This window comes from Curtobacterium sp. YC1, assembly GCF_016267665.1.
GTDB lineage: Bacteria > Actinomycetota > Actinomycetes > Actinomycetales > Microbacteriaceae > Curtobacterium.
In genome coordinates, this window is sequence record NZ_CP066341.1 from 1194212 (window position 1) to 1207414 (window position 13203).

Genomic DNA, 13203 nt, shown 5'->3' on the forward strand with positions numbered 1-13203 from the left:
GCTCACGACGTGTTCCGGACAGCACGGTCAACACGCATGTTCGGCACCTAGGGTCGCCCCAAGCGCAATCGCGTGAACTCTCTCGAACCGGCTGAAGGGTCGGTCCGTCAAGAAGGTCGGTCCTCATGACCACCACCACTCCGCTCGCAGCGGGTTTCACCCGCACCCGCCCCGCCACGGGGCCCCGCAAGGGCACCTCGACCTACTCCGCGCTCCTGGCGCAGGTGAAGGAGAACGGCCTGCTGCGCCGTCGCACCGGGTTCTACTGGGCGCTGTTCAGCGCGCTCGTCGGCAGCCTCGCCCTCGCCTGGGTCGCGTTCGCCTTCCTGGGTGACTCGTGGTTCCAACTCATCGTCGCCGGCGTCCTCGGCGTGCTGTTCACCCAGTTCGCGTTCCTGTCCCACGAAGCGGCGCACCGCCAGGTCTTCGAGTCGCAGAAGTGGAACGACCACGCCGGGCGCTGGCTCGGCACGTTCCTCGTCGGCCTCAGCTACTCGTGGTGGATGAACAAGCACACTCGCCACCACGGCAACCCGAACACCGTCGGCAAGGACCCGGACATCTCGCCGGACGGCATCCGGTTCCTGCCGGAGGACGCCGCCGCGGTCCGTGGCCCCCTGATGCGCACGTTCATGCGGTTCCAGGGCTGGCTGTTCTTCCCGCTCCTGACCCTCGAGGGCATCAACCTGCACCGCTACGCCGTGGTCTCCGTGATCACCGGCAACGGCACCAAGGCCGACGTCAAGCACCGCTGGATCGAGGGCGGCCTGCTCGTGGCCCGCTTCGCCATCTACCTGACCGTCGTGTTCTGGTTCCTGCCCTTCGGCATGGCCTGCGCGTTCCTCGGCGTGCAACTCGCCGTGTTCGGCGTGATGATGGGCGCCTCGTTCGCCCCGAACCACAAGGGCATGCCGACCATCGCGCACGACGCCAAGGTCGACTTCTTCTCGCGCCAGGTGCGCACCTCGCGCAACATCCGCGGTGGCTGGTGGGTCTCGTTCCTGATGGGCGGTCTGAACTACCAGGTCGAGCACCACCTGTTCCCGTCGATGCCGCGGCCGGCGCTCAAGCAGGCCCGCCTGCTCGTCCGCGACCACTGCGACACGCTCGACGTGCCCTACACCGAGACCACGCTGCTCCGTTCCTACGGCATCGTCGTCCGGTACCTCAACCGGGTGGGGCTCGCCGCCCGCGACCCGTTCGCCTGCCCGATGGTCGCGCAGCTGCGCATCCACTGACGTCGTGTTGGCGATCTTGCCCACCGGCACCGTGAAGTGGTTCGACCACGCCAAGGGCTACGGGTTCATCCACCCCGATGACGGGTCTGCGGACCTGTTCGCGCACTTCTCGAGCATCGTCGAGACGACCGATGCCCGGCCGCTCGCCCGGGACGACCACGTGCAGTACGAGGTCGGCCCCGGCAAGAAGGGGCCCCAGGCCAACACCATCTCGGTCATCGGCTGACGCGGACGACGAACGACGCCCCGACCGCATCGGTCGGGGCGTCGTTCGTCGCGGTCCGGCGCCCACACATGACGGACGGGAGGCGCGGTGCCAGCTGGCACCGCGCCTCCCGTCCGTCGCGTTCCCTGCGTCGAGACCGAGACCGAGACTCGCGCCCGCGGACAGAATCCGCGCGCCTGCGGGCGAACGGTGTCCGTCGAGCCGAGACCCGGGCGCGTGGAACGGGCTCAGTCGTCGTTCAACGATCCGGGGAAGCACTGCGAGAACGACGACAACCGGATCTTCTTCGTGTCGTTGTAGATCGTGACGAGGTACTGGTCGTCGTCCACCCCGGTGACCGTCAGCCGCTTCGCGCCCTTGCGGGTCGTGTCCGTCGCCGCCGTGTACCCGTCGTCCTGGACCGCGGCCGTGATGGCCTCGTAGGTCGCATCGACGTCGATCTCACGGGCGAGCGTGATCGCGACACCGCCCGCGGCCGACACCTCGGTCTCCGAGCAGGCGAGCAACGTCCAGTCGATCGTGCGCTCGTCGGCGACCGCACCGTCGGGCAGAGCGGCGACGACGCGGTCCTGGATCTCGGTCGTGCGCTGCTCGGCAGCGGCCCGGGACGCCGTCCTGCTCGCGGCCGGTTCCGATGGTTCCGTCATGGATGGTCCTCCAGCGCATGCAGTGATGGACAGTGTGAGCGTCGTCACGAGGGCCGCGACGGTCCAGGTGGAGCGTGTGGTCACTCGAAGATCTCCTCGGCGAGTTGGTCGAGCACGGCACGGTTGCCAGCCCGTCGTGCTGCCGAGATCGTACGGGGTGGCGGACGACGGGAGGAGGAGGGGTCGGTTCGGCTGCGGTTCGCACAAGCAAAATCGGCCCGAACCACGTCTTCACGTGGTTCGGGCCGACTTTGCTCATGCTGATGGCAGATGCGCCCGTCGATCCGAGCGGTGGTCTGGAGGCGCGGTGCGGGCTGGCACCGCGCCTCCCGTCCGTCGCGTTCCGCCGGGCGACAGTGCACGCCCGTTCGTGCCCGTGCGCTGTCGGCCACCCCGTGATGACGCGGCCGCGGTGTCGGGACGACGTGAGTCGGCCCGGGCCACGTGGTCGCGTGGTCCGGGCCGACTCGGGTGGTGCGGGGGTGTTACTTGATCTGCGCGGTGATGGTGGCGGTGCCGACGAGGAGGCCGCGCTTGACGGCGTCGGTCTTGAAGGTCTGGTTCAGCAGGCCGGCGGCGTCTTCGGAGATGTGGACGGTGGTGCCGGTCAGGATGGCGTTGTCGCCCTCGAGCTGGAGGGGCTTGAGGGTGCCGCCGTGCAGCTCGAACAGGAACGCGTTCGGGGCTGCGACCTTGCCGTTGACGAGGACGTCGCCGTAGAGCTTCGAGGAGCCGGGGTTGACGACGAAGTTCTCGAGGGTGACGGTGGTGTCGCCGGCCTTGAGGGTCAGGCCGGAGTCGTCGTGGTTGAGCAGGCCCTGCACGTAGGGGCGGTAGTCGCCGTCCGGGGACCAGTAGGTGACCGAGCCGGAGGTGATCGGGAACGACACGGAGCCGTCCTCGAGGGTCGCATCTCCCGAGACGCCCGGGGTGAGCTTGAGGGCGGTGAGGGCGTCGGTGAAGCCGGAGTCGAGCTTGACGGCGGTGGAGCCGCCGAGGACCTCGGGGACGGAGGCGACGGGGGCGGGGATCTTCGACTCGGACGAGGACACCGTCTGCACGTTCGGGGTCGAGGCCTGGGCGGAGGAGATCCCGAACGCGGCGCCGCCGAGGACGAGGGCGCCGGTGGTGGCGAGGGTGATGGATGTCTTGAGGCTCTTACGCATCGTGATCAGTCCTTTACGGTTGTCGCGCTCGGCGCGGCTGCTGGGTGCGCGCCGAACACACCCTGGTGCAGGGTGGAGAACCAGCGATGTGCGGCTGGTGAGCGCTCCGGGTGTTTCCCGGTCGTTGCAGGTGATTCGGCACCCTCCGCCAGATGGATTGGAACGGATCGCGAGAAGTTCTGGACCCCCTAGGCTCGGACGATGCGGGGACTGATGATCCGACCGACCACGGCGGACGACTGGGCAGCGGTGCGGGCGCTCCGGCTCGAGATGCTCCGGGACACACCGATCGCCTACGCCGAGCACCTGGCCGACGCCGAGACCCTCGACGAGCACGAGTGGCGGGCGCGGGGCCGACGCGGGCAGGGCACCGCGGGCACGTCGCTCGCAGCGGTCGACGCCGAGGGTCGGTGGGTGGCCACGATGGGCGCCTACGTGCCGGACGCCCGCACCGGCCCGGTCCTCGTCGGGGTGTACGTCGCGCCGTCGCATCGCGGTCGGGCGGCCGGGGTCGCGGACGCCCTGCTCGACGCCGTCGAGGCGTGGGCAGCGGAGCGGGCGTCGTCGCTGCGGTTGCACGTGCACGAGGACAACCAGCGCGCGCAGGCCTTCTACGCCCGCCGTGGCTACCAGCCGACGGGGACGACCGAGCCGTACGTGCTCGACCCCGCGCAGCGCGAGATCGAGATGATCCGGCAGCTCAGTTGAACGGCGGCGGCCGGAGCGGCGGCGACCGCAAAGAGGTCGCTCAGCCCCGCGCCGGTGCGTCCGTCGTGACCCGCCGGACGCTCCGTGTGCACGCCGCGGCCGCCGTCGCGACCACGATCACGACGGCGCAGCCGACCAGCGTCGTCGGGGTCCCGACCGCGTGGGACACCGGCCCGACCACGGCCTCGCCGAGGGGGACCGCGACGAAGGACCCCACCATGTCGTACGAGTAGACCCGCGACAGCACCGATCGGGGCACGTTCGACTGCAGGGCGTGGTCCCACGCCACGGCGAAGAGCTCGATCGCGACCCCGCCGAACGCGAACGCCACCAGGAGCGTCGGCAGTGCCGGTGCGATCCCGAGCGCGAGGACGGGGAGCGCCGCGACCGCCATCCCGGCGACGCCGATCCCGAGCGCGTGCCGGGGCCGCCACCGCAGCGCGACCAGGGCACCGAGGGCGAGGCCGACCGTCTGTGCGGCGACGACCAGCCCCCAGGCCGCCCGCCCGAACGAGTCGTCGGCCACGACCGGACCCAGCACCGTCGTCGCGCCGACGAAGGCGGCGTTGAGCACCGCGAACTGGGCGACCACCGTCCACACCCAGCGGCGTCCCGAGAACTCGACCCATCCCTCCCGGATGTCCGCGACCACCGACGGACGGGTGCCTCCGGGGGTCGCGGGTCGGCGCGGCAGCCGGATCCCGGCGTAGAGGGCGGCGGCGACGGCGAACCCGAGCGCGTCGACGGCCAGCCCCCAGCCTGCCCCGACGACCGCGACCAGGCCGGCGCCGGCGGATGCGCCGACGATCGTGCCGCCGTTGACGCCCAGCCGGATGACGGCGTTGGCTGGTCGGAGCAGGCTGTCGGGCACGGTCTCGGGCACCATGGCCGCCGTGGTCGGCAGGCTGACCGCGGCGACCGCACCGTTCAGCACGCTCAGGACGACGAGCAGCGGGATCGTGGCGGTGCCGGTCAACACGAGGGCTGCGACGGCGGCCTGCGTCAGCGCGGCGCCGATCGACGTCGCGACGAGCACCACGTCGCGGGGGAGACGGTCGGCGATCACCCCGCCGAACAGCAGGACGGCGACGTTCGCGACCGAGCGTGCCGCGACGACGAGGCCGAGGTCGACGGGGGAGCCGGTCAGGTCGAGCACGGCGAACGCCAGGGCGATGGGCGCGACGGCGTTGCCGACGATGCTCACCGTGCGGGCCGCGAGCAGCCAGCGGAACGGGGCGTGGCGGAGCACGCTGCGGGTCGACGTGCTCACGGTCGCCGCATCGGGAACATCGCGACGGTCATCGACACGGGGACGGTACCGGGCGTCCGCGGGCGCTGGGCGGCTGCGTGCAGCAGAGAGGAGGCCTGCCCGACGTGCTGCACCACGCGGCGCCACGTCTCGGGGTGCACCCACAGCTCGGCGTCCGTCGAGACGCCGGGGCCGGTCGTCCGCTGCTCCGATCGGCGTCGGAGTTCCTCGGCCAGGGCCTCGACGTACACGAGCTGGTCCTCGACGGAGACGTCGCCGGTGTCGGCCGCCGTCTGTGCTCCGACGTCGAACCGCAGCGCCGACGACTCGTGCCGGTACCGCTTCGCTTCGCCGCCACGGAGCCGGACGACCTCGACCACGGCGACCAGCCCGGCCCGTTCGAGCACGCGCAGGTGGTAGCTCGCGGTGGCCTGCGAGAGACCGAGCTCCCGTGCGGCCTCGGCGGCGCTCATCGCGGTGCTCGTCACCAGCGACAGCAGGCGGAGCCGGATCGGGTGGGCGGTGGCCCGGAGGGTCTGGAGGCTCGACATGCGCCCATGCTCGTGCGCCACGGTCTGCACCGTCAAACGGCCCTTTGGGGGTTGGCCGGGGTCGAGCTGCGCGACGGCCTTTCGCGCCCAGCGACACCTCACGGGCCGCGGCGCGCGTGAACTGTCGCCCAGCGCGAAACTCCGCGGGCCCAGCGCGAACCCCCGCGACGCCCAGCACCCCGCCCTCCTCCCGGAGACGACCGACATCTCCCCCCAGCGGCGGACGCGCCCACCGTCGGCCCGCCGGTAGCGTCGATGCCGTGATCGAAGTCGACCATCTCACCAAACAGTACGGTCCCAAGACCGCCGTGGACGACGTCTCCTTCGTCGTGCACCCCGGCAGTGTGACCGGCTTCCTCGGCCCCAACGGTGCCGGGAAGTCCACCACGATGCGCATGATCATGGGGCTCGACCGACCGACCTCGGGCACGGCCACCGTGAACGGGCAGCCCTACACGAGCTTCCGCGACCCGCTCCGTCAGGTCGGCGCCCTGCTCGAGGCGAAGGCGGTGCACTCCGGTCGCAGCGCCTACAACCACCTGCTGTCGCTCGCCGCGACGCACGGCATCCCGAAGTCCCGGGTGCACGAGGTCATCGACATGACCGGCCTGGAGTCCGTCGCGAAGAAGCGCGTCGGCGGGTTCTCGCTCGGCATGGGGCAGCGCCTGGGAATCGCTGCCGCACTGCTCGGCGACCCGAAGACCCTGATCCTCGACGAGCCCGTGAACGGCCTCGACCCCGATGGGGTGATCTGGGTCCGACAGCTCGCCCGCCGCATGGCCGCCGACGGTCGCACGGTGTTCCTCTCCAGCCACCTGATGAGCGAGATGGCACAGACCGCCGACCGCGTGGTCGTGCTCGGACGGGGCAAGGTCCTCGCCGACGCCCCGATCGCCGAGTTCGTCGCGGGCGGGGGAGCGAACGGCGGCGGCAGCCGTGTCGTCGTCCGCACCCCGGACCCACAGCGTCTGTTCGAGGCCATCGGTCCGAACGCCTCGGTGTCGCAGCGCGAGGACGGCTCCTTCCTGGTGGTCGGTCCCGACGCACCGACGGTCGGGAACATCGCCGCACAGGCCGGCGTCCCCCTGCACGAACTCACCCCGACCGGCGCGAGCCTGGAGGAGGCCTACATGGCCCTCACCCGCGACGACGTCGAGTACCGATCGGAGGGCGACCGATGAGCGCCACCACCTCGCCGACCACGCCGTCGACCCGGATGCACGGCTCGACCCACCTGTCGTTCCCGCACCTGGTGCGGAGCGAGTGGATCAAGCTGCGGAGCATCCGCTCCACGTTCTGGTGCTACGCGATCCTCGTGGTCGTGACCATCGGCATGGCCGCGCTGGTCGGTGCGAACACGAACACCGGCGGACAGGACATGCCGACGGACCTCGCCAACGGCACGGTCGTGAACGCGAACACCGTCGGCGTCCTGCTGTCCTCGCTCGTCGTCGGCGTGCTCGGCGTCCTCATCATCACGGGTGAGTACGGCACGGGCCAGGTCCGTTCGACGTTCACCGCCGACCCCCGTCGCACCGGCGTGATCCTGGCGAAGGCGACCGTCCTGGCCGTCACGACCTTCGTGGTCAGCGCCGTCGCCACCTGGATCGGCGTCCTCGTCTCGCTGCCGTTGCTCGGGGGCAACGGTGTCGACCCGGAGATCGGTGACCCCTCGGTCTTCATGCCGATCCTCGGCTCGTCGGTGTTCCTGACCCTGCTGGCGCTGCTCGCCTACGGCATCGGGCTGCTCGTCCGCTCGAGCGCCGGTGGCATCGCGATCACGCTCGGCCTCCTGCTGGTCGTGCCGACGGTGCTCGCGCTGATGAGCGGGCTCATGAACGTCGAGTGGCCGATGGACATCGCGACGTTCCTGCCGGACTCGGCCGGTGCCCAGCTCTACGCCTACTCGTACTCCGGCGCCAGCGATGCCGACACCGGCGGCGTCGAGCTGAACGGCTGGGGCGGCTTCGGAGTCCTCGCGGCCGAGGTGCTCGTCATCGGTGGCCTCGCCCTGACGGTCGCGCGCAGCCGCGACGTCTGACGCGACCACCCACGGCCGGGAGGCGCGGTGCCAGCCGGCACCGCGCCTCCCGTCGTTCGCGGCGCGGGTCCACCGCGTCACTAGGCTCAGCGCGTGCGTTCCGTCCCCGCCCTGCTCCTGCCCGCGATCGCGGGTGTGCTCCTGCTGGCCGGCTGCGCCGGCCCGCCCCCCGTCGACGAGGCCGCGCTGCACGCATGGGAGAAGCGGCAGATGGCCACTGAGTCGGACCACGAGCTCGGGGCGATGTACGCCCAGCAGTCCGCGGGGCAGGGGCCGACGGGCGATGACGACGAGCTCGACCGCGGCATCACGATCCGGTACGAGCATCCCGAGACGCTCGATCACCTGGAGTTCTCGTGCTTCGGGGACGGGCACATGAGCGGCTCGATCACGGTCGTGTCCGGTTCCACCTCGCGGAACCGCTGGATCGACCCGATGGCGTGCAGCGACGGGCAGCAGCGCATCGACCTGCACCGTGGCGAGCGTTCGGCCGTGGACAGTGTGTCCTTCAACGCGTTCGACAGCGACCGGGACAGCGCCTGGTCCGTCCGGGTGATCGGGCCCGGGGACTGACCCCGACGGCTCAGGACCGCCGGACGTCGTACCGGTGCAGGGTGACGCCGTTGTCGTAGCGCTGCTGCTCGACCAGGTCCAGCTGCACGAGCGGACGCCGCCCCGACACCGGCGGGTCGAACAGCGGCCGCCCGGCGCCGAGCACCGACGGGTGCGTGAAGAGCATCACCTCGTCGAGCAGTCCCGCGTCGAGCAGTTGACTCGCGATGCTCGGACCGGCCACGCCGACGTCGCCGTGTCCCGTCGCACGGATCGCGGCGAGCTCGGCCATGGCGTCACCGTCGCCGCCGATCACACGGGTGTCGTGATCGGCGGTCGTCCGGGTGCGGGAGACCAGGACCTTCGGCTGGTCGGTCCAGATCGCGCCGTACTCGCGCAGGTACGCCGGCATCGACTCGTCGTCGCGGGCGTCCGGCCAGAACGGGTCCATCAGGTCACGGACCACCCGACCCTCGACCGACAGGGTCATGGCGGCGGCCCGGCGGTTGAACTCCCGGTGCAGCGGTTCGTCGATCCGGATCCAGTCGGGGCCGTCCGGGCCGTCGTGCTCGCCGGGGGCCCGTTCGACGAACCCGTCGACGGAGACGTTGATCCAGTACACGAACCTCGCGGGCATGGCGGGACTCCTTCGTCGCACCGACCGGACGGAACCGGGCCGGACCGTGGCGGTCCGGTGCGGCCGAGCGTACGCTCGCGGACGTCGCCCGTCGACATCCGCAGTCCCTCCAGAGCACCTCCCTCAACGACGAGAGCAGGTCCGGCATGCGCCGATCGTCCACCGCACTCCTCGCCGTCGTGGCGTTCCTCGGCGTCGCGACCACGGGCCTCCAGGCCGTGCCAGCGGATGCGTCCGCCGTGCCGGGCGGGACGCCCGGGGCGACCACCACGTCGGCCGGGTCGTCCACCGGCGCCGACCGCCACGGCCGCGTCGCGCCGACCCACCGCAACCCGGTGGCCCTCGCGCTGCCGGACGGGCAGACGGCCGCGAGCTGCGCGGACCCGACGGTGATCCGCGGGGCCGGGCGCGACCGCAACTGGTACCTGTACTGCACCACCGACGCGCTCACCGCGACGGAGCAGAACCCGGACGGGTCGCTCGTGCAGCACGCGGTGCCGACGTACCGGTCCACCGACCTGACACACTGGACGTACGTGAACGACGCGTTCCCGACGAAGCCCGCGTGGGTCGGCGAGGCGAACGGGGTCTGGGCGCCGGACATCGTGTACCGGGCCGGCGAACGCGGGCGTCCCGGCACGTGGTTCCTGTACTACGCGGCGTCGGACACCCCGTCGGCGACGGGCCCCAACGGTGGCGGATCGGCCGTCGGCGTCGCGACGAGCTCGAGCCCGACGGGGCCGTGGAAGGACTCCGGAGGACCGGTCGTGGCGCCCCAGGCCGCACCGAACGGCGACGGGCAGCGGTGGGCATTCGACCCCGAGGTCATCACCGACCGCGGAGCGACCTACCTGTACTTCGGCAGCTACTTCGGCGGCGTGAACGTCCGTCGCCTCAGCGCCGACGGCCTGCGGTCCGACCCGGCGTCGGAGCGGCAGATCGCGATCGACAACCGCTACGAGGGCGCGTACCTGATGCGGCACGGCGGCTGGTGGTACTTCATGGGATCCGCCACCAACTGCTGCAACGGCGCGCTGACCGGGTACGGCGTCTTCGTCGCCCGGTCGCGCAGCCCCCTCGGACCCTTCGTCGACCGGGACGGCGTCGCGATCACCGCGACCCGGGTGGGAGGCACGCCCCTGCTCGCGCAGAACGGCAACCGGTGGGTGGGCACCGGCCACAACACCGTGGTCACCGACTTCGCCGGCCAGGACTGGATCATCTACCACGCGGCGGACCGCACCGACCCGACCTACGCGGGGCAGCCGACCTACACCAAGCGCCCCGCCCTGATCGACCCGCTCGACTGGCGCGGCGGCTGGCCGGTCGTCCGCGGCGGTGCCGGTCCGTCCGACTCGGTGCAGCCCGGCCCCGCCGCGCAGCCGGGGCAGCGTTCCGCGTACCGGCCGCGTCCGGTCCCGGACGACGTGCCCGGCCGGACCATCCGCAGCCTCTCCACCTCGTTCGACGGCACCACGCTGCCGCCGGCGCTCAGCTGGACGCGGGAGCCCGACGCCTCGACCTGGACCGTCGCCGACGGCACGTTCCGGTGGCAGACGCAGGACGCCGACATCCACCCGCCGCAGACGCCGCTCGCGTCGGTCCTGTCCGAACCGGCACCCCGCGGCGACTGGGTGGTCGAGACGACCGTCGGGGTCGACACTCCGGCGACGGGTGACGGCCGCAACTACGTGCAGGGCGGGCTGATCGTGTACGGGAGCGACGGCGACTACGTCCGGCTGACGTCGAACTCGATCTTCAACACCCGGCAGACCGAGTTCGGCAAGCAGGCGTCCGGGCAACCCGCCGGGGCGCCCAGCTACGGCAACATGGTCGTCGGTCCGGTCGGGGACACCACCACCCTGCGGATCGTGCACCGGGCCGTGGCGGGGGAGCACCGGTACACCGCGTACACCAGCCTGGACGGCCGGCACTTCGTCCGCGGTGGCACGTGGACGGCGGACCTCGGCAGCACTCCGCGGATCGGGCTCATCTCGCTCGGCGGGGCCGGGTTCACGAGCACCTTCGAGGACCTGCGCGTCAGCACGGTGGCCAACCACCGGCGCTGATCCCGCGCGGGCGGGCACCCGATCGCGGCGATCGGGTGCCCGCGTCCGGCACCCCCGCGCAGCCGCAGAACGACGGGTGCGTCCATCGTTCGCTCCGGGATGCGAAGATGCATCATTGCTGCCGGATCCGAGAACGAGGGTTGGATGACTCCGACGGAGGAACACGACGCGAGCGCGCCGCTGCTCGACGGGCGCTACCGCCTGGAACAGGCGATCGGTCAGGGCGGCATGTCCGTCGTGTACCGCGGCGTCGACGAGAGCCTGCACCGCCCCGTCGCGATCAAGGTGTTCCACGCCGGCATCGTCGACATCGCCCGGCAGGAAGCCGAGCTCGGCGTGCTCGCATCACTCGAGCACCACAACCTGGTCAGCCTGCTCGACGCCGGCGTCGTCCTGGGGGCCGACGGCAACCGGCAGCGGTACATCGTCATGGCCCTCGTCGTCGGGCAGGACCTCGAGGAACGCCTCGCCGTCGGCCCGCTGGCGTCGCGCCACATCGCCGAGATCGGCTACGACATGGCCGAGGCACTCGACTACATCCACGCCCACGGCGTCGTGCACCGCGACATCAAGCCGTCGAACATCCTGCTCGTCGACTACGGCAACGACTCGGACCGTGCCCGTGCGCGCCTGACCGACTTCGGCATCGCCCTCGCCGCCGGCGTCGAACGGCTCACCGCCGACGGCGTCACGACGGGCACCGCGGCCTACCTCAGCCCGGAACAGGCGCGCGGCGCCGACGTCGGACCGGCGAGCGACGTCTACTCACTCGGCCTCGTGCTGCTGCAGTGCTTCACCCGCCGCCGCGAGTTCCCCGGCTCGCTCGTCGAGTCCGCGGTGGCACGGCTGTCCCGCGACCCGGTGGTGCCCGAGCCGCTGCCCGACCACTGGAAGCAGCTGCTCCGGGCGATGACCGCGCAGGACCCCGCCGCCCGTCCGCTCGGAGCCGAGCTCGTGGCGCTGCTCCGCGACGTGGTGATCACCGAGACGGCCGCCGCCGACCACGTCGTCGACCCGTCCGCCGGTGCGGCGGCGGACGCCGCCACCGCGCGCGCCGACATCGAGCGGCCCGCAACACTCGACTCCCTGCCGGACGAGTCGCTGCAGCGCACGACCGCGATGGCCGCCCGCCTGTTCGACGCCCCGATCGCCCTGGTCGAGGTGCTCGACGAGGACCGCGAGTGGTCGCAGTCGTACATCGCCGAGGGCGTCGACGAAGCGGCGCGGAGCATCAGCTTCCGCAACGGGTTCGCACCGGTCCCCGTCCCCGTCGTGATCCCCGACGGCTCCGCCCACCCCGAGATGCGGAACAGCCCGCTCGTCACCGGTCCGCTCGGCATCCGGTTCTACGTGAGCGTCCCGCTCGTCAAGCACGACGGGTCGACGATCGGCACCCTGGCCGTGCTCGACACCCGTCCGCGTGAGGCCACCGAGGCCGACCTCGCCAACCTGCACGACCTCGCGGCGCTCGCCGTGTCCCAGCTCGAGATCCGGCAGGAGTCCCTCCGCACCACGAGCGACGCGCTGCCCCTCGCGCGTCCGGCGGGCGAGCGGACCGCCTGACGGGAGGCCCGGTGTCAGCCCGCACCGCGCCTCCCGTCCGGCGGTGGTCGCGCCCACCGCGCGCCGATGCCGTCCGCCGAGCGGTCACGGTCCGTCGCCCGGCGCGCTCCCGCGCGACGGCCTGTGGCCGCTCGACCACCTGCCGACGGTGTGTCCTGACCGCTCGCGGTGCCGTCGCCCGCTCCGCGGGGCGAGGTCGCGATCGCCTGACCCGTTCGCGAGCGCGACCGCCCGCGTCGTCAGTCGGACGGATGATGCGGACGGATCCGGGCTGGCCGTACTGTCGTCGATGTGGGCGACGACCGTCGCCGCGGAGAGGACTGCTCGTGTTGACGAACCTGTCGGGGGCACACACCGTGGTGCTCCTCGTGATGCTGGCGCTCGAGGCCGTGGCGCTGGTGCAGGTCTGGCGCGATCGACGGCGCACGCAGGTGGTCAAGGTGCTGTGGACGGTGCTCATCCTCGCGCTGCCCGTGGTCGGCGTGCTGGGCTGGGCCGTGAACTGGTTGCTCGGCAAGGCGGCGGACGCCCTGCAGCGCCGGAACGCCTGACGCGC

Annotated in this window: 14 protein-coding genes; 9 read left to right on the forward strand and 5 right to left on the reverse strand. The window is 71.9% G+C overall.

The features are described from left to right. Positions 1-125 precede the first annotated feature (125 nt). Positions 126-1238, forward strand: a complete 1113-nt coding sequence (locus I8920_RS05685; RefSeq protein WP_198658173.1) for a fatty acid desaturase family protein — start codon at positions 126-128, stop codon at positions 1236-1238. A 4-nt stretch (positions 1239-1242) separates the two neighbouring features. After that, positions 1243-1464 carry a cold-shock protein gene (locus tag I8920_RS05690; protein WP_332873172.1) on the forward strand — a complete coding sequence of 74 codons (222 nt, stop codon included), beginning with the start codon at positions 1243-1245 and terminating at the stop codon, positions 1462-1464. 227 nt (positions 1465-1691) lie between these two features. Here the strand turns inward: I8920_RS05690 and I8920_RS05695 are convergent, their stop codons facing one another. After that, entirely contained in the window at positions 1692-2111 is a 420-nt protein-coding gene (locus I8920_RS05695; RefSeq protein WP_198658174.1) for a hypothetical protein, read from the reverse strand. A gap of 485 nt (positions 2112-2596) precedes the next feature. After that, a complete protein-coding gene (locus tag I8920_RS05700; protein ID WP_198657756.1) occupies positions 2597-3277 on the reverse strand; it encodes a hypothetical protein in 681 nt (226 codons plus the stop codon). 213 nt (positions 3278-3490) lie between these two features. Here I8920_RS05700 and I8920_RS05705 point away from each other — a divergent pair, with 213 nt between their 5' ends. Next, the gene (locus I8920_RS05705) at positions 3491-3985 is read left to right on the forward strand and encodes a GNAT family N-acetyltransferase (protein WP_232832838.1); all 495 of its coding nucleotides are present in this window, start codon (positions 3491-3493) and stop codon (positions 3983-3985) included. Between the two features lie 40 nt (positions 3986-4025). On the opposite strand, the gene I8920_RS05710 is transcribed toward I8920_RS05705, so the two are convergent. Together I8920_RS05710 and I8920_RS05715 are read right to left on the reverse strand one after the other, a co-directional pair. Then, a complete protein-coding gene (locus I8920_RS05710; protein ID WP_198658176.1) occupies positions 4026-5255 on the reverse strand; it encodes an MFS transporter in 1230 nt (409 codons plus the stop codon). Then, positions 5252-5785 (reverse strand): ArsR/SmtB family transcription factor, encoded by a 534-nt coding sequence (locus I8920_RS05715; protein WP_198658177.1) that lies wholly within the window; start codon positions 5783-5785, stop codon positions 5252-5254. The genes I8920_RS05710 and I8920_RS05715 overlap by 4 nt, the downstream gene beginning before the upstream one ends. Positions 5786-6045: 260 nt before the next feature. Here I8920_RS05715 and I8920_RS05720 point away from each other — a divergent pair, with 260 nt between their 5' ends. From I8920_RS05720 to I8920_RS05730, 3 genes are all read left to right on the forward strand, one after another. After that, positions 6046-6966: an ABC transporter ATP-binding protein gene (locus I8920_RS05720; protein WP_198658178.1), complete on the forward strand. Its 921-nt coding sequence runs from the start codon at positions 6046-6048 to the stop codon at positions 6964-6966. After that, complete coding sequence (locus I8920_RS05725; RefSeq protein ID WP_198658179.1) at positions 6963-7826, forward strand: ABC transporter permease; 864 nt, start codon at positions 6963-6965, stop codon at positions 7824-7826. The genes I8920_RS05720 and I8920_RS05725 overlap by 4 nt, the downstream gene beginning before the upstream one ends. 93 nt (positions 7827-7919) lie before the next feature. Beyond that, on the forward strand, positions 7920-8399 hold the full coding sequence (locus I8920_RS05730) for a hypothetical protein (protein WP_198658180.1): 480 nt from the start codon (positions 7920-7922) through the stop codon (positions 8397-8399). Positions 8400-8409: 10 nt separating this feature from the next. On the opposite strand, the gene I8920_RS05735 is transcribed toward I8920_RS05730, so the two are convergent. Next, positions 8410-9015, reverse strand: coding sequence for a dihydrofolate reductase family protein (locus tag I8920_RS05735; RefSeq protein ID WP_198658181.1), 606 nt, complete (start codon positions 9013-9015; stop codon positions 8410-8412). Between the two features lie 146 nt (positions 9016-9161). Between I8920_RS05735 and I8920_RS05740 the strand changes: the two genes are divergently transcribed. The 3 genes from I8920_RS05740 (at position 9162) to I8920_RS05750 (ending at position 13198) form a co-directional block, all read left to right on the forward strand. Further along, the gene (locus tag I8920_RS05740; protein ID WP_198658182.1) at positions 9162-11084 is read left to right on the forward strand and encodes a family 43 glycosylhydrolase; all 1923 of its coding nucleotides are present in this window, start codon (positions 9162-9164) and stop codon (positions 11082-11084) included. A gap of 144 nt (positions 11085-11228) precedes the next feature. Beyond that, the gene (locus I8920_RS05745) at positions 11229-12647 is read left to right on the forward strand and encodes a protein kinase domain-containing protein (protein WP_198658183.1); all 1419 of its coding nucleotides are present in this window, start codon (positions 11229-11231) and stop codon (positions 12645-12647) included. Between the two features lie 329 nt (positions 12648-12976). Next, complete coding sequence (locus I8920_RS05750) at positions 12977-13198, forward strand: PLDc N-terminal domain-containing protein (RefSeq protein ID WP_198658184.1); 222 nt, start codon at positions 12977-12979, stop codon at positions 13196-13198. Positions 13199-13203: the final 5 nt, after the last annotated feature.